Source organism: Porphyrobacter sp. YT40 (assembly GCF_006542605.1).
Lineage (GTDB): Bacteria > Pseudomonadota > Alphaproteobacteria > Sphingomonadales > Sphingomonadaceae > Erythrobacter.
Map to the genome: position 1 here is coordinate 2,255,652 of NZ_CP041222.1, position 16,137 is coordinate 2,271,788.

At 64.7% G+C, this 16,137-nt stretch carries 16 protein-coding genes; 8 read left to right on the forward strand and 8 right to left on the reverse strand.

What is annotated here, in order from left to right:
* Positions 1–4: 4 nt before the first annotated feature.
* The 3 genes from E2E27_RS10565 to purF form a co-directional block, all read right to left on the reverse strand.
* The gene (locus E2E27_RS10565; RefSeq protein WP_141458972.1) at positions 5–346 is read right to left on the reverse strand and encodes a PilZ domain-containing protein; all 342 of its coding nucleotides are present in this window, start codon (positions 344–346) and stop codon (positions 5–7) included.
* Between the two features lie 118 nt (positions 347–464).
* Positions 465–1,181 (reverse strand): SDR family NAD(P)-dependent oxidoreductase, encoded by a 717-nt coding sequence (locus E2E27_RS10570; protein ID WP_141458974.1) that lies wholly within the window; start codon positions 1,179–1,181, stop codon positions 465–467.
* 4 nt (positions 1,182–1,185) lie between these two features.
* Positions 1,186–2,673, reverse strand: coding sequence for an amidophosphoribosyltransferase (gene purF / locus E2E27_RS10575; RefSeq protein WP_141458976.1), 1,488 nt, complete (start codon positions 2,671–2,673; stop codon positions 1,186–1,188).
* Between the two features lie 242 nt (positions 2,674–2,915).
* Here purF and E2E27_RS10580 point away from each other — a divergent pair, with 242 nt between their 5' ends.
* The 5 genes from E2E27_RS10580 (at position 2,916) to dnaE (ending at position 9,232) form a co-directional block, all read left to right on the forward strand.
* Positions 2,916–4,154 carry a lipoprotein-releasing ABC transporter permease subunit gene (locus tag E2E27_RS10580; protein ID WP_141458978.1) on the forward strand — a complete coding sequence of 413 codons (1,239 nt, stop codon included), beginning with the start codon at positions 2,916–2,918 and terminating at the stop codon, positions 4,152–4,154.
* A complete protein-coding gene (locus E2E27_RS10585; RefSeq protein WP_141458980.1) occupies positions 4,147–4,827 on the forward strand; it encodes an ABC transporter ATP-binding protein in 681 nt (226 codons plus the stop codon). The genes E2E27_RS10580 and E2E27_RS10585 overlap by 8 nt, the downstream gene beginning before the upstream one ends.
* Positions 4,828–4,883: 56 nt before the next feature.
* Complete coding sequence (locus E2E27_RS10590) at positions 4,884–5,153, forward strand: hypothetical protein (RefSeq protein WP_141458982.1); 270 nt, start codon at positions 4,884–4,886, stop codon at positions 5,151–5,153.
* Positions 5,154–5,177: 24 nt separating this feature from the next.
* Complete coding sequence (locus tag E2E27_RS10595; protein WP_141458984.1) at positions 5,178–5,657, forward strand: glutathione peroxidase; 480 nt, start codon at positions 5,178–5,180, stop codon at positions 5,655–5,657.
* A 74-nt stretch (positions 5,658–5,731) separates the two neighbouring features.
* Positions 5,732–9,232: a DNA polymerase III subunit alpha gene (gene dnaE, locus E2E27_RS10600; RefSeq protein ID WP_141458986.1), complete on the forward strand. Its 3,501-nt coding sequence runs from the start codon at positions 5,732–5,734 to the stop codon at positions 9,230–9,232.
* 75 nt (positions 9,233–9,307) lie between these two features.
* Here dnaE and E2E27_RS10605 read toward each other — a convergent pair whose 3' ends face one another.
* Positions 9,308–10,408: an OmpA family protein gene (locus E2E27_RS10605; protein ID WP_234036019.1), complete on the reverse strand. Its 1,101-nt coding sequence runs from the start codon at positions 10,406–10,408 to the stop codon at positions 9,308–9,310.
* Between the two features lie 300 nt (positions 10,409–10,708).
* Here E2E27_RS10605 and E2E27_RS19025 point away from each other — a divergent pair, with 300 nt between their 5' ends.
* From E2E27_RS19025 to E2E27_RS10620, 3 genes are read left to right on the forward strand one after another with little or no spacing between them, the layout of a single operon-like run.
* Positions 10,709–12,292 carry a long-chain fatty acid--CoA ligase gene (locus tag E2E27_RS19025; RefSeq protein WP_234036020.1) on the forward strand — a complete coding sequence of 528 codons (1,584 nt, stop codon included), beginning with the start codon at positions 10,709–10,711 and terminating at the stop codon, positions 12,290–12,292.
* Positions 12,285–12,806 (forward strand): GNAT family N-acetyltransferase, encoded by a 522-nt coding sequence (locus tag E2E27_RS10615; protein ID WP_234036021.1) that lies wholly within the window; start codon positions 12,285–12,287, stop codon positions 12,804–12,806. The genes E2E27_RS19025 and E2E27_RS10615 overlap by 8 nt, the downstream gene beginning before the upstream one ends.
* The gene (locus E2E27_RS10620) at positions 12,799–13,233 is read left to right on the forward strand and encodes a DUF1330 domain-containing protein (protein WP_141458994.1); all 435 of its coding nucleotides are present in this window, start codon (positions 12,799–12,801) and stop codon (positions 13,231–13,233) included. Before E2E27_RS10615 ends, E2E27_RS10620 begins: the two co-directional genes overlap by 8 nt.
* On the opposite strand, the gene E2E27_RS10625 is transcribed toward E2E27_RS10620, so the two are convergent.
* From E2E27_RS10625 to moaB, 4 genes are all read right to left on the reverse strand, one after another.
* Complete coding sequence (locus E2E27_RS10625; protein ID WP_141458996.1) at positions 13,230–13,739, reverse strand: hypothetical protein; 510 nt, start codon at positions 13,737–13,739, stop codon at positions 13,230–13,232. The two genes, E2E27_RS10620 and E2E27_RS10625, sit on opposite strands and share 4 nt — an antisense overlap.
* A gap of 157 nt (positions 13,740–13,896) precedes the next feature.
* Positions 13,897–14,421, reverse strand: coding sequence for a YbjN domain-containing protein (locus tag E2E27_RS10630; protein WP_181443411.1), 525 nt, complete (start codon positions 14,419–14,421; stop codon positions 13,897–13,899).
* A 44-nt stretch (positions 14,422–14,465) separates the two neighbouring features.
* Entirely contained in the window at positions 14,466–15,551 is a 1,086-nt protein-coding gene (locus tag E2E27_RS10635) for a PA0069 family radical SAM protein (protein WP_141459000.1), read from the reverse strand.
* 39 nt (positions 15,552–15,590) lie between these two features.
* On the reverse strand, positions 15,591–16,121 hold the full coding sequence (gene moaB / locus E2E27_RS10640; RefSeq protein ID WP_141459002.1) for a molybdenum cofactor biosynthesis protein B: 531 nt from the start codon (positions 16,119–16,121) through the stop codon (positions 15,591–15,593).
* Between the last annotated feature and the right edge of the window lie 16 nt (positions 16,122–16,137).

The window sequence follows — 16,137 nt, forward strand, 5'->3', positions numbered from 1 at the left end:
CGCATCACGCGCGATAGGCGCCGGTGTTGCTGTAACGTTGCAGGATGTTGTCGTGGACGATCGGGCTGAGCAGCTCGCTAAAGGCGCAGCCGACCACGCAATTGTCCCACCACACGACTTCGGCTTGCAGCGATTCAAGCCCCGGCAGCGTCAGCCAGCACATCTGGCCTTGGTGCATCCGGTTGATCGAGGCGGCGGAAAAGCCCGAGATCGAAAGATCGTGGACCACGCTCTGAAACGCCCGCCCGCCCGAGGCGCGCAAGGTCGCGGGGATCGTCAGACGCGTGCGCGGGCCGCAGCGATCTTCCTGCGCGGCGGCACGGTAGATGTCTGAACTCGACGGCATGATGGTTAACCTTGTGCTGCGGTCTCGCGGTGGTTTGGTCCACTACGCGAGATGCGACTCATTTCGTTAAGAGGCGCTTGCAGAATATGGTTAATCGGGCGGTGAGGATGTTTCCGCCTCAGTCGATCCGTTCGCGGTGGAGAGTGTCGAAACCCTCGGTCAGCAGCGCTATCAGCCGCTCGGCAACGACTTCGGGGGGCTTGACCGTCTCGGGGTTCTCACCCGGATAGGCGCGGGCGCGCATCTCGGTGCGGGTCGCGCCGGGATCGACAATCGCCACGCGCAGCGGGCTGAGGCGCTCGACCTCTGCTGCGTAAGTGGCGAGCAGATTGTCGAAGGCCGCTTTCGTGGCGCTGTAGGCGCCCCAATAGGGGCGCGGATTGCTGCCGACGCTGCTGGTCAGACCGATGATCCGCCCGGCCTTGGCATGGCGCAGCAGCGGATCGAACCCGGCAAGCAACGCCTGCGTGGCGACCACATTGGTCAGCAGCGCCTGGTTGAACTGCTTGGGCTCCATTTGCGAGGCCGGGGTCAGCTCGGGCAGGTAGGCGGCGGCCAGCACCATGATGTCGAGCGTATCCCACCGGCCCGCGATGGCCGCAGCGAGCCGGGAGACGGCGTCGGGCTCGGTCAGGTCGACCGGCGCGATGGTCGAGGTGCCACCGAGACCGTGGATCGTGTCCTCCACCGCCTCCAGCGCCTTCACTTTGCGCGCGACGAGGATGACGTGCGCCCCCGCACCCGCCAGCGCGATGGCGGTGGCGGCACCGATCCCGCGGCTCGCACCGGTGACAAGCGCGGTCTTGCCGGAAAGCGGCTTCGTCGTATCGGTCATGGGATCAGGCAGCTTTCGGATCGGCAAAGGGGAGTTCGGCGTTCTTCGCCTCGGCGAGCGCCAGATCGGTGAGGCTGGTGGGGTAGTCGCCGGTGAAGCAGGCGTCGCAGAATTGCGGGCAGGCCTTGTCGCGCTTTTCCTTACCCACGGCGCGATACAGACCGTCGATCGAGATGAAGGCGAGGCTGTCAGCCTTGATGAATTCGCGCATCGGCTCCAGCTCCATCCGCGCGGCGAGCAGCTTGGAGCGTTCGGGCGTATCAACCCCGTAGAAACAGGAATGCGCGGTCGGCGGGCTGGCGACGCGGAAATGGACTTCCTTGGCGCCCGCCTCGCGCATCATCTCGACAATCTTGAGGCTAGTCGTGCCGCGCACGATCGAATCGTCGATCAGCACGATGCGCTTGCCCTCGACCAGCGCGCGGTTGGCGTTGTGCTTGCGTTTCACGCTGGAATGGCGCGCGCCGTCGGACGGCTGGATGAAGGTGCGCCCGACATAGTGCGAACGGATGATGCCGAGTTCGAAGGGCAGGCCCGATTGCATCGCAAAGCCGATGGCGGCAGGCACGCCGCTGTCGGGCACGGGCACCACCAGATCGGCCTCGCACGGGGCCTCCTGTGCCAACTCCATCCCGATCGCCTTGCGCGCTTCGTAGACCGAGCGCCCGGCAAAGACCGAATCCGGGCGGCTGAAATAAACGTGCTCGAAGATGCAGGGCCGTGCGGCGGGGCTGCCAAAGGGGCGCACCGAGCGGATCTCTCCGGCAAAATCGACCAGCACCAGCTCGCCCGGCTCCACTTCGCGGATCACCTCTGCGCCGACCACGTCGAAGGCGACGGTTTCGGAGGCGAACAGGATCGAATCCCCCATCCGCCCCATCACCAGCGGGCGGATGCCGAGCGGGTCGCGGCAGGCGATCATGCCCTCGGGCGTCATCACGATGAGGGCATAGGCACCCTCGACCAGTCGCAGCGCATCCACCAGTCGGTCGGCGATGGTGGGGTAGCGGCTGGTGGCGACGAGGTGGATGATCACCTCGGTGTCCGAGGTCGACTGGAAGATCGAGCCTTTGTTCACCAGATCGGTGCGCAGGGTCATCGCGTTGGAGATGTTGCCGTTATGCGCCACGGCAAAGCCGCCGCTGGCAAGTTCGGCATAGAGCGGCTGGACGTTGCGCAGCCCCGATCCCCCGGTGGTCGAATAGCGCACGTGGCCAGCCGCCATATGGCCGGGCAGGGCGGCGATGGCTTCGGAGGAGGAGAAGTTCTCGGCCACATGGCCAAGGCCGCGGCTGGCGTAGAATTCCTTGCCGTCGTAGCTGACGATCCCGGCGGCTTCCTGCCCGCGGTGCTGCAGCGCATGAAGGCCGAGCGCGGTGGTCGCGGCGGCATCATTGGCGCGGATCGCACCGAAAATCCCGCACTCCTCGCGCAGCTTGTCGCCATCGGCATCGAGGAAGGGGTGAGTCACATTGAGGGGCGTCATCGGCATCACCAGAGCTGTCCGCGGACCCGGCTGCCGCGGCGCACCGCTCCAATGGCGATGTGACGGATCAATTACAAGTCAAAGCACGCCGCGCCGCCCCGGCTTTTTGCTGACCGGCGTGTGACACCGGCGTGCGAGAGCACGGAACATCCGCGCCGCTCACGCCTTTGGCGCAACACGGGATTGCCGCGGGCAGGCCTGCGCACTACAGGCAGCGTTCAGCCAACAACGGGCACCTCTCACCACCCATGCTCTCTCCCTTCGAATGGATGATCGCCAAGCGCTACCTCTGGCCCGGCCGGGGGGAGGCTTTCATTGCGCTGGTCGCCGGGATTTCGGTTGGCGTCGTGGCTTTGTCTGTCGCGCTCCTCGTGGTCGTGATGAGCGTGATGAATGGCTTTCGCGGCGAATTGCTCGACAAGATCACCGGGCTGAACGGCCATGCGGTGGTGCAGGGCTATGATGGCAAGATTGCCGACTGGCAGCCCCTGATGGCCCAAATCGAGGCGACACCCGGCGTCACCTCCGCCTCTCCGATGATCGAGCGGCCCTTGCTCACCAGCTTCGGCGGGCGGGTGGAGGCGATCTTCCTGCGCGGGCAGACCGACGAAGACCTGACCGGCCTCGGCGACAAGGTGCTGATGGGCGATATCCGCAGCGTGTCGGGCGGATCGGGCAAGGTCGCGATTGGCAGCCGGTTGGCGCAGAACCTCGGCATCCGGGTGGGCGACACGATCACGATCATCAATCCTCAGGGGCGCACCACGCCCTTCGGCACCTCGATCCGGCAGGTCGGCTACGAAGTTGGCGCGATCTTCGAAGTCGGCATCTACACCTTCGACGAGAAGTTCGTGATGCTCCCGCTGAAGGAGGCGCAGACGCTGCTTCTGATGGGCGATTCCGTCGCGCAGATCGAAGTGACCGTGACCGATCCCGACAAGGTCGGCGAAATCCTGGCGCCGCTGGCTGACAGCCTTACCGGCAAGGCGATCATCGCCGACTGGAAGGCGATGAACTCGGCGCTGTTCGAAGCCCTGCAGGTCGAACGTGTGGCGATGTTCTTTGCGCTCAGCTTCATGGTGCTGGTCGCCTCGTTCAACATCCTCTCCAGCCTCGTGATGCTGGTGCGCGCCAAGACCCGCGATATCGCGATCATGCGCACGATGGGCGCGACGCGGCGCTCGATGATCAAGATCTTCGTCACCACCGGCAGCACCGTGGGCGCGATTGGCACCATGACGGGGCTGGCGCTGGGCGCGGTGATCCTGTTCTTCCGCGAACCGATCGTCGGTTTCATCGCCTTCGTCACCGGGCAGGAAATCTGGGACCCGGAAGTGCGGTTCCTTTCGACCCTGCCCTCGCGCACCGATCCGTGGGAGGTTCTGGGAATCGTATTGCTGGCGCTGGGCATGAGTTTCCTCGCCACGCTCTACCCGGCCTTCAAGGCGGCCAATACCGATCCGGTGCAGGTGCTGCGTTATGAGTGAGATCACGCCCATCGTCAGCCTCAAGGGGCTGCGCCGCGCTTTCGAGCAGGGCGACACGCGCATCGAGGTGCTGCGCGGGGTCGATCTCGACATCCAGCCGGGTGAGATCGTGGCGCTGCTCGGCCCCTCGGGCTCGGGCAAGTCGACCATGCTGCAAGCCGTGGGGCTGCTGGAAGGCGGGTTTGAAGGCTCGATCTCCATCGCCGGCACCCGCGCCGAACAGCTATCGGGCGACGGGCGCACCGCGCTGCGGCGCGAGCATCTTGGCTTCGTCTACCAGTTCCACCACCTGCTGCCCGATTTCGACGCGCGCGAGAATGTGGTGATGCCGCAGATGATCCTCGGCACCCCGCGCGCCGATGCGGTGGCGCGGGCCGACAGTCTGCTCACCAGTCTCGGCCTCGGCCACCGGCTCTCGCATCGCCCCTCCCAGCTTTCGGGCGGGGAGCAACAGCGCGTCGCAGTAGCCCGCGCGCTCGCCAACCGGCCGACGCTGGTGCTGGCGGACGAGCCGACCGGCAATCTCGACGAGAAGACCGCCGATGCCGTGCTCGAACAATTCCTCGCGCTGGTGCGGGGCGAGGGCAGCGCGGCGCTGATCGCGACCCATAACGAGCGCCTCGCCGCGCGGATGGACCGCGTGGTGCGGCTGAAGGAAGGCGTGCTGGTCTAGGGCGACGGAACCTTCGCCCGCTTTTCCGGCTTGGGAAGGCAAAGGAGATTTTCCCAATGACCGACCATCCCAGCACCTTCAACGGCGACACCCTGCGTTCGGGCGAACAGGCGTGGGAGGACCGTGCTTCGATCGTTTCTTCCGGAGAAGGCTCCGCGACCCTGATGCGCGGCAGCTTTGCCGAGATGATCCGCCACATCGCAAGCATGGCCGAGGATGAGCGCGGCGGCTACGAGATCCGCAAGGCGGGCGACCGCACCTACACCGCCGATGAAGCAATGGCGCTTGCCAGCCACCCCGATTTCCCCGCACAAGGCGGCAATTGACACGATTAGCCGGGCGGAGACCCCATGACCACGATTGCCGATTTCACCGTCACCACCAACAAGGGGCAGCCGCTCGATCTCAAGGACAAGCTCGGCACCGTGCTGCTGGTGGTGAACACAGCCAGCAAATGCGGCTTCACGCCCCAGTATGACGGGCTGGAGAAGCTCTACCAGTCCTACAAGGACAAGGGTTTCGAGGTGCTAGGCTTCCCCTGCAACCAGTTCGGCGCGCAGGAACCGGGCAATGCCGAGGAAATCGACCAGTTCTGCAAGGTCAATTTCGGCGTTACCTTCCCGCTGATGGCCAAGATCGAGGTGAATGGCCCGGATGCCTCACCGCTCTACGACTGGATGAAGTCGGAAAAGAAGGGCCTGATGGGCACCACGGCGGTCAAGTGGAACTTCACCAAGTTCCTGATCGACCGCCAGGGGCGCGTGGTGAAACGCTACGCCCCGACCGACAAGCCGGAAAGCATCGCCAAGGACATCGAAAAGCTGCTGTGACTTATCCCGCACCTGTGGAGAATTAGCGCAACGGGACGCTTCCGGAATCAGCGCAAAATCCTACATTGGGCGCCATGGCTTTCGCTCCCTTCGTTCCGCTGCGCGTGCTTTCGTCCTACTCGATGCTCGAAGGGGCGATCGATCCGAAGGACATCGCCAAGCTGGCGAAGGAGCGCGGCTATCCCGCGATCGCGATCTGCGACCGCAACGGCCTATATGGCATCATGGCCTTCGCCGCCGCCTGCAAGGGTGAGGGCGTGCAGCCGATCATTGGCTCGCTGCTCGGCGTGGCGCGGGACGAGGCGCGCAGCACCGTCGATTACGTCGCGCTGTTTGCGCAGGACGATGCGGGTTACGATAATCTCTGCCACCTCGTCAGCCGCGCGCATCTCGACCGTCCGCTTGAGCGCGATCCGCATGTCACGCTCGCCGATCTCGAAGGCCGCACCGAGGGGCTGATCGCGCTGACCGGCGCGGGCGAGGGCGGGCTGACGCGGCTTTTGGCGGAAGGCCAGCACGAGGCGGCCGAGCGGCTGGCGGACAGTCTTGCGGCGCTGTTCCCCGGGCGGCTCTATATCGAGCTGGCGCGCAACGGCGATCCCGTGTGCGAACGCGCCGAAGATGCGCTGATCGACTTGGCCTATGCGCGCGACCTTCCGCTGGTCGCGACCAACCCGGCCAACTTCGCGGAGCCGCATATGCACAAGGCGCATGACGCCATGCTGTGCATTGCAAACTCGACCCAGATCGACGCGGACGAGCGCCCGCGCTCCAACCCGCAGGCCTTCGTCAAATCGGCGGCGATGATGGAGGAGGCCTTCGCCGATCTTCCCGAGGCGACCGCCAACACCCTCGTCATCGCGCAACGCTGCGCCTTTGCGCCGCCTTATCGCAAGCCGATCCTGCCCAGTCTTGCGGGCGATCTTGCGGGCGAGGCACGAATGCTGGCGGAGGATTCGCGCAGCGGTCTCGAGGCGCGGCTCGCGGCCTATCCCGATCTCACCGAGGAGGAGCGCAAGGTCTATTTCGACCGCCTCGAATTCGAGATCGACGTCATCGTGAAGATGGGCTTTCCCGGATACTTCCTGATCGTTGCCGACTTCATCAAGTGGGCCAAGGACAACGGCATTCCGGTGGGGCCCGGGCGCGGGTCCGGGGCAGGCTCGGCGGTGGCCTGGGCGCTGACCATCACCGATCTCGATCCGATCAAGCTGGGCCTGCTGTTCGAACGCTTCCTCAACCCCGAACGCGTGTCGATGCCCGACTTCGATATCGACTTCTGCGAAACCCGCCGGGGCGAGGTGATCCGCTACGTCCAGCGCAAATATGGCGGCGATCACGTCGCCCAGATCATCACCTTCGGCAAGCTGAAGGCGCGTGCGGTGCTGCGCGATTGCGGGCGCATCCTTCAGATGAGCTACGGGCAGGTCGACCGGCTGTGCAAGATGGTGCCCAACCATCCAACCGACCCCTGGCCGCTGCCGCGCGCGCTCAATGGCGCGGCTGACTTCCGGCGCGAATATGATGACAACAAGGAGGTGAAGCGCCTCGTCGATCTGGCGATGCAGCTCGAAGGCCTGCCGCGCAATTCCTCGACCCACGCGGCGGGCGTGGTAATCGGCGACCGTCCGCTCGCGCAGCTGGTGCCGCTCTACCGCGATCCGCGTTCGGATATGCCGGTGACGCAGTTCGACATGAAATATGTCGAATCGAGCGGGCTGGTGAAGTTCGACTTCCTCGGGTTGAAAACCCTGTCGGTGCTGAGGAAGGCGGTCGACCTGCTGGAGAAGCGCGGGATCACGATCGACCTCGGCGCGCTGCCGCTCGACGATCAGGCGGTCTACAGCCTGATGCAGGCGGGTAACACCGTCGGCGTGTTCCAGCTAGAATCCGAAGGGATGCGCCGCACGCTGAAGGCGGTAAAGCCGACTAATTTCGGCGACATCATCGCGCTGGTCTCGCTCTACCGCCCCGGCCCGATGGACAACATCCCGCTGTTCGGTCAGCGCAAGGCTGGGCAGGTGCCGATCGAATACCCGCACCCCAAGCTCGAAGGCATCCTTGCCGAGACCTACGGCATCTTCGTCTACCAAGAACAGGTGATGCAGGCCGCGCAGGTGCTCGCCGGTTACTCGCTTGGCGACGCGGACCTGCTGCGCCGTGCGATGGGCAAGAAGGTGCAGGCCGAGATGGATGCGCAGCGCGGGCGCTTTGTCGAGGGCTGCAAAAAGGTCTCCGATATCGAAGCGAAGCGTGCCAACGAATTGTTCGACTTGATCGACAAGTTTGCCGGCTACGGCTTCAACAAGTCGCACGCCGCCGCCTATGCGCTGCTCGCCTATCAGACCGGCTGGCTGAAGGCGCATTACCCGGAGGAATTCTACGCCGCCTCGATGTGCTTCGATATGCACCAGTCGGAGAAATTGAACGTCTTCGTCGACGACGCGCGCCGCTATCCCAACGGGCAGGGCGGGGTGGAGGTGCTGCCGCCCTGCATCAATGCCTCGGAGGCCGAATTCACCGTCGAGCAGACCGACACGGGCTACGCGGTGCGCTATGCCCTCGCAGGTATCCGCAATGTCGGCGAGAAGGCGATGGAGGCGATCGTCGCGGAGCGTGAGGCCAACGGGCCCTTCGCAAGCCTGAAAGATTTGTTCGAGCGGGTGCCGCAGGGGACGATGAACCGCCGCCAGCTGGAAGGCCTGATCTGCGCGGGTGCTTTCGATGGCCTCGAACCCGACCGAGCGCTGCTGTTTGCCAATGCCGATTTGCTGATGGCGGTCGCCGATGCGGCGATCCGGGAGCGGTCCAGCGGGCAGGCGGGCCTGTTCGGCGGCGATGCCGGCCCCGCCGAAGACCTGCGCCTGCAACCCTGCGAGCCGTGGAGCCGCACCGACCGCATGGCCAAGGAGCGCGAGAATTTCGGCTTCTACTTCTCCGCGCACCCCGTCGCGCAATATCGCGAGGCCGCTAGTGCCAACGGCGCGCGCACCTATCAGAGCCTGATGGAAGCAGGCGCGCCGGTGGGCGGGCGCGGATCGGCGGTCATGGCGGTGCTGGTCGAGAGCATTACCAAGGCGCGCACCCGCAAGGGCGGCACCTTCGTGCGGGCGGATTTCTCCGATTCCTCGGGGCAGTTTTCCGCCGCCTGTTTCGAGGAAGCGCTGGTGCCAGATTTCGAACGCTGGGCGGCGGCGGGCGAGTGCCTGCTGCTGACCGTCGAGCTTGACAGTCCGAGCCCCGATGAACCTCCGCGCCTCACGGTGCGCGGCGCGCGGCCGCTGGCGGCGGTCGTCGGCACGACGGCGATGGAGCTGACCGCCGATATCGCCCATCTCGAGGCCCTGCGCGAACTCCAGATCGAGCTTGAGGCGGCGCGCGGGGAGCGACCCACGGGATCGGGGGAAGTGGTCGTCCGCCTGACGCTTGCCGAAGGGGGCGAAGTCGAAATGCGGCTCGGACGCAATTTCGTGCTGACGGGCGAGTTGGCAGAACGGCTCGCGGCGGTCGATGGCATTGAACGCGTTTCGCTGGTGCCGCTCAAGAAACGCAGCAATCTGCGGCTGGTCGCCTGACACCACCAAAGCCGAACACAAAAAAGGGGCCGGATCGCTCCGGCCCCTTTCCTCGTGTTCCTTGGAACCAGTGGCTTACATGCCCGAACCCGGACCGTAGGTCACTTCCACGCGGCGGTTCTGCGCTTCGCGCACGCCGTCGGCGGTCGGCACCTTCGGCATGGTTTCGCCGAAAGCTTCGCTGCTGATGCGCGCAGCCGGCACGCCGCGGCTGGCGAGGTAGGAGCTGACCGAGGCATTGCGACGCTCGGCAAGACCAACGTTGTAGGCGGCGCTACCGGCCTTGTCGGTGTGACCGGCCAGCATCACGCGCGCCGTGCCGCAATTGGCATAGGCGGTCGCGGCGCTGTTGAGGATGTTCGCAGCCGCCGGGGTGATGTCCGATTGGTCGAAGTCGAAGAACACGATGAACGGACCCGAGTTGCAGACCGGAGCCGGCGGCGGCGGGGGAGCAGCCACGACCGGCGGCGGCGGCGGCGGGGTGTAGGCCGGAGCCGGGGCGGGGGCCGGAGCGGGTGCGGGCTCCTGACGACCGCCGAAATTGTAGGTCAGGCTGGCGAGGACCGAGTGCGAATCGAAGTCGGTTTCGAACCGGGCGCCGTTGGCCGCTTCGAAGCCGAAGTTGTTGGCGACGAAGTAGCGATACTTCACGCCGAGATCGACATTGTCGCTCAGCGCGACGCGGGCACCGGCGAGCAACTGCCAGGCAAAATCGGTCGCGCTGTCGTCGACAATCGTGCCGACACCGGCGACCTCCACCGGAAGATCGATATTGGCGACACCGACGCCGCCGCCGCCGAAGACCTGAAAGCCGTCGTCATTGCCGAATTCGACCAGCGCATTGATCATGCCGCTGTAGATCTTGAGATCGCGCTCGTTCTGCACGACCGTGCCCGAAGGAACGGTCAGGTCGCCGGGAAGAATGGCGGAGCTCAGCACGGTCAGGCCGTCGTAGCCCGCCTGCTTGTAGCCGCCTTCGGCTTCGAGGCGGAAGGCACCGAAGTCGTAACCGAACACGATGTCGGCATCCACACCGGTCTTGGTGTCGGCAAAGGCGAGGTTGGTGGAGGGGTCGGTGTCGGAATCGACGTCGACCTGGTCTTCCAGAATAACGCCGCCGTTGATGCCGATATAGGGCTGGCCTTCACGCGCAAACGCCGGGGCGGCGACGGTCATTGCCGCAGTTGCAAGAAGGAGAGAGGTCGATTTCATTTTACGTTCCCTTAGATTGGCCGCTGTCCCGATGACAGGAACGGCCATGCGCCAGTTGCGTGACGCTTGTGGTTGGTGTCCCGGGCGAAAGACTCTTCGCCTCATAATGTTTCACGCCTGCGCTGGAACGTTGCGGAGAAACGGCGAACCGATTGCCTTGGGGGGCATTCAAGGGCAATGATTGGTCCATAAATCGACAACAGCGCAAACCTGCGCGCCGCCACTGGGAGAGAGACGACAATGGCCGGATCAAGGCTTGGAGCCATGCAGGACTGGACGATGCGGGTCACCGCGGTGATCGATCACGCCGCGCGCGAGGCGGGCGGACGCGAGATCGTCAGCCGCTGGGCCGACGGCAGCGAGACGCGGACCGATTGGGCCGGCATCCGCCGCGATGCGCTCAAGATGGCGCAGGCGCTCCAGCGGCTTGGCCTGAAGCCCGGCGACAAGGTCGCGAGCCTTGCGATGAACCATTCGCGCCACCTCGTCAGCTGGTATGGCGTCGCGGGCATGGGCGGGGTGCTCCACACGGTGAACCCGCGCCTGTTCGACGATCAGCTCGAATATATCGTCACCCACGCCGAAGACCGGGTGCTGTGCTATGACGCGGCGTTCCAGCCGATCGTCGACCGGATGAAGAGCCGCTGGCCCACGGTCGAACACTACATCTGCTACGATTCCGGCGAACACGCCCCGGCCTTCGAGGACTGGATTGGCGCGGAAGACGGCGATTTCGAATGGGTAACGGGCGCGGAGAGCGACCCCTGCATGATCTGCTACACCAGCGGCACCACGGGCAATCCCAAAGGCGTGCAATACGAACACCGCTCGACCATCCTGCACGCGATGGCCGGGCTGCAGCCGGCGGCGTTCAACTTCTCCAGCGCCTCGGTGATGCTGCCGGTGGTGCCGATGTTCCACGCGGCGAGCTGGGGCCTGCCCTATGCTGGCGCGATGGCGGGGATCAAGTTCGTGTTCTCGGCGGTCAACGACCCGGCTGTGCTACACGATCTGATGCTGCGTGAAGGCGTGACCGATTCGGCTGGCGTGCCGACCGTGTGGCTCGCGCATTTCCAGTATTGCGACGCCAACGGCCTCGATCTGCCCCCGCTCAAGGCCGCCACGATCGGCGGCTCGGCGGCGCCCAAGTTCATGATCGAGCGGCTGATGAAGAACGGCACCCGCGTCCAGCACGCCTGGGGGATGACCGAAACCTCCCCCATCGGCACGGTCGGCGGGCCGACCTGGGACTGGGACAGCCTCACGCTCGAACAGAAGGTCGAGAAGACCGCGATGCAGGGCCGTCCGATCTTCGGGGTGCAGCTGCGCACGGTCGATCTCGACGACATGACCACCGAGCTGCCGCGCGATGGCAAGACCAGCGGCGCGCTCCAGATCCGGGGGCCGTGGATCATCAAACGCTACTTCAAGGCGGAGCAGGATGCGGTCGGCAATGATGGCTGGTTCGACACCGGCGATGTCGGCATCCTCCACCCCGATGGCACGCTGCAACTGACCGATCGCACCAAGGACGTGATCAAATCGGGCGGCGAGTGGATCAGCTCGGTCGAGCTCGAAAACGCCGCCTGCGGCCATCCGGGTGTGGCCGAGGCGGCCTGCATCGGCATCCACCACCCCAAGTGGGACGAGCGCCCGGTGCTGTTCGTGGTGAAAAAGGCCGGGGCCGAAGTCAGCGCGGATGACATCATCGAGCACCTCAAGCCGCAGATCGCCAAGTGGTGGCTGCCCGACGCCGTCGAATTCGTCGACGACATCCCACACACCGCCACTGGCAAGATCAGCAAGAAAGACCTGCGCGATCGCTTTGCGAACTACACGCTTGGCTGAGGTGAGCATCCGGCCTGCGCGCGAGGGTGATGCGCAGGCCATCGCTGCGATCTACGATTACCACGTCGCCCACGGCACCGCCTCATTCGACAGCGCGGGGCCGAGCGCGACTGAGTGGGCGGTCAAGATTGCCGACGTGACCTCGCGGGGCTGGCCGTTCCTCGTGGCTTATCAGGGCGGGGAGGTGATCGGCTATGCCTACGCCACGCAGTTCCGCCCACGCGCGGCCTATGCGCGCACCTGCGAGAATTCGATCTACATTGCCGACCATGCGCGGGGGCAGGGGATCGGGGCGCTGCTGCTGGGCGAACTGGTCGCGGCGGCGCGCGCTTTCGGGTTCGAGCAGATGATCGCGGTGATCGGTGGGGGCGAGCCCGCCTCGGTTACGCTGCACGGCAAGTGCGGGTTTGTCCATGCGGGGCGGATGCGCAATGTCGGCTTCAAGTTCGGGCGCAGGCTCGATACGGTCTACATGCAATGCGACCTGACGGGAGAGGGATGGCACAATGGCTAAGTTCTACATCGACCCATCGCCACAGAACTTCGCGGCGTTCAAGGATCTGCCGCGCGATACGCCGATCCACATGCTCAACCTGCTGCGCTACCGCGATCTGGCGGAGTATCCCGAGGGACACGAACACGCGGGCAAGGGCTGGAGCGGGCGGCGCGCCTACGAGGAATATGGCAAGACCAGCGCCCCAATCTTCCAGCGCGTCGGCGGCAGCATCGTCTGGCGCGGGCGGTTCGAGACGATGGTGACCGGGCCGGGGGACAAGCACTGGCACGACGGCTTCATCGCACAATACCCTAACGCGGGTGCGTTCTTCGCGATGATCAAAGATGCGGAATATCAGAAGGCTGTGGTGAACCGCACGGCGGCGCTGGTGGATAGCCGGTTGATGCGGTTTGCGCCGGGTGAGGTTGGCGGGGGGTTTGGCTAGAAGATCTTCCGGTCGATATGGTCGGCGAGATCGCCTGCTCCGTGCATGTCCGCCGAGAATGAAATGCGCTTTCCGTCGGAAAACCTGAGTACGACGGTCTGCCCATTATGCTTGAGTTCGATATTGGCGAGTTTGGAAAAATCATAAGTCTTTTCAAAATTGAATAGATGGATCTTGAAGGTGTCTTCGGCCCAGGCATAGCGACGCAAGAAGCAGGCGAACCACACATAGGTGGCTCCTGCGGTCATCGCGACGGCGAGAAGCAGCATTGCCACTTCCTGAGTGGCTGCGTCTGGGCGGGCCGATCCGATGAACAGATACACCCACCACATGAACCCCGCGAAGGCAGCGCATCCGATCAGTGTGAAGTAATGGATGAAACCCGGTCGGAGCCAGTACCAACCCGAAGAGTCGATCTGTGCAGGACGGTAGAGCCGGGCGTGGACCAGCTGAAGGGCAACGATAGCCGCGAAAGCTATGAGGCTTCCGAAAATTTTGTTTTCCATTACCGTATTCTGCCGAGAATACGTGAACGTTTTCCGAATGATAAAGTCGGTTCAAATCAACCGCAACGCCCGCCCACCTCCGGTGCCCGGAACCGCAAGCAATCTAGCTCAAACCTCGATTTGCCACTGCACGAGTGCCAGTACCCCGCCCGGACAATCACGAGTCCGTCGCAGCCTCGGTCTCCGCTTCCGGATAGAGGTAGCCGAAGAAGTTGTTCAGCGAGCTTGTCCACAGGCCGATCTGCGTCTCGTAATTCTGGCGCGTGATCCCGCCGTCCGAGATGATGTAGAACCGCACCGAGATCGTGCCTTCGCTGTCGATATAGGCGCGGCCGAAATTCTCGTTGTAATTGTAGGTGTTGACCGCTTCGAGAATGGTCTCGCGGGTCGCGCCTTCGGGATTTTCGAAGGTGGCGAGGATCGAGGTGCCGTAGCAGTTCTTCTCCGTCTCCTCGTCCTCGCAGGCGAGCAGCAGGGCATCGGCCAGGATCGAGCCTTCGAAGGTGATGTCGAGATTGCGGTATTCTTCCTGCGGCTCGAAGGTGGCGTTGAGATTGGTCAGCGCGCGTTCGAGATCGGCGCGGGTGAAGACCTCGATCGTCTCGCTGCCCTGTGCCTGCGCGGTGCTTGCCAGCCCGCCCGTGGCGAGCGCCGCCGCGGCCAGAATTCCCGTCCAACGCATTGTGTCTTCCCCCTGTGAGTCTTGCCCGTCAGTGGCGGACATAATCAAAGAAGCCGCATCTGCCTATCGCTTTCCGGCGGGCGGAATTGCGCGGTGTCGAGCACGAAGCGCGCCTTTTCGATCCCCGCCTTGCGGCAGGCCACGCGAAACCGCGCGCGGATCAGATCGGCCCATACGCCTTGCGGGTTCATGCGGCTGTGAAAGTTCGGATCATTGTCGCGCCCGCCCCTCATCTCGCGCACGATGCTCATCACCTTGCCCGCGCGGTCGGGATAGTGGACCGCGAGCCACTCGCGGAACAGCGGGGCGACTTCGTGGGGGAGGCGCAGCGGGATCCAGCCGACGCTCCCGACCCCCAGTTCCGCCACGCGGGCAATTATGCCTTCGATGAATTCGTCGGTGATCGCGGGGATGACGGGCGAGAGCGAGCAATGCACCGGCACGCCGCGTTCCACCAGCGTGCCCAATGCCGCCAATCGCTTCGCCGGGGCAGCGCAGCGCGGTTCGAGCTTGCTCGACAGCACCGGATCGAGGCTCGTCACCGAGATCGACACCGCTACCAGATCGGCGCGCGCCAGCTCTGCCAGCAGATCGGCATCGTCCAGCACCCGGTCGGACTTGGTGGTGATGGTGACCGGGTGGCGCGTCTCGAGGCAGACTTCGAGGATCTGGCGAGTGATGCGGTAGGTGCGCTCGATCGGCTGATAGGGATCGGTGTTGGTGCCGAGCGCGATGGGTTTGGGGCTGTAGCCCTTCTTCGCGAGGGTCTTGCGCAGCAGCGCCGCTGCTTCGGGCTTGGCGAAGAGCTTCGTCTCGAAGTCGAGGCCGGGCGAGAGGTCGTGATAGGCGTGGGTGGGACGCGCAAAGCAATAGACGCAGCCATGCTCGCAGCCGCGATAGGCATTGATCGAGCGGTCGAAGGGCACATCGGGTGACTGGTTGAAGGTGAGGATCGACTTCGGGCGTTCCTCGGTCACCGTGGTGCGCAGCTTGACCGGGGGGCCATCAAGCGTGGCGACATGATCGCGCCAGTCGCCATCGACCTCGCGCTCCGCCAGACCGAAGCGGGTGGAGACCGCCCCCGATTGCGCGCCGCGTCCTTTGACCGGAGAATGTTTCACGTGGAACATTTACGGAACATTGCGGTGATCCGCAAGCCCCGTCGGCGGTCAGACCTCCTTGAGGCGCGGCATCAGTTCGACGAAATTGCACGGCCGGTTGCGGCTGTCGAGTTGCTCGGCGAGAATCCCGTCCCACCCGTCCTTCACCGCGCCGTTCGATCCGGGGAGCGCGAAGATATAGGTGCCGCGCGCCACCACCGCGCAGGCGCGCGACTGGATGGTGCTGGTGCCGATGGTCTTGAAGCTGAGCCAGCGGAACAGCTCGCCAAAACCGGGGATCTCGCGCGCGCCTTCGATCATGGCGAGTGCCTCGGGTGTCACATCACGCCCGGTCAGGCCGGTGCCCCCGGTGCTGACCACCGCGTCGATCGCGGGATCATCGATCCATGCCTCGAAATGCGCAGCGAGCAGGGCGGCATCGTCCCTCACGATCATGCGCGCCGCCAGATGGTGCCCCGCGCCCGTGACGCGGCCCGCAAGAATATCGCCCGAGGTATCGTTCTCCGCCGTGCGGGTGTCCGAGACGGTCAGAACGGCGATGTTGATCGGCTTGAAGATCCGGCTTTCGTCAATCGCCACGCTGCGTCTCTCCCGC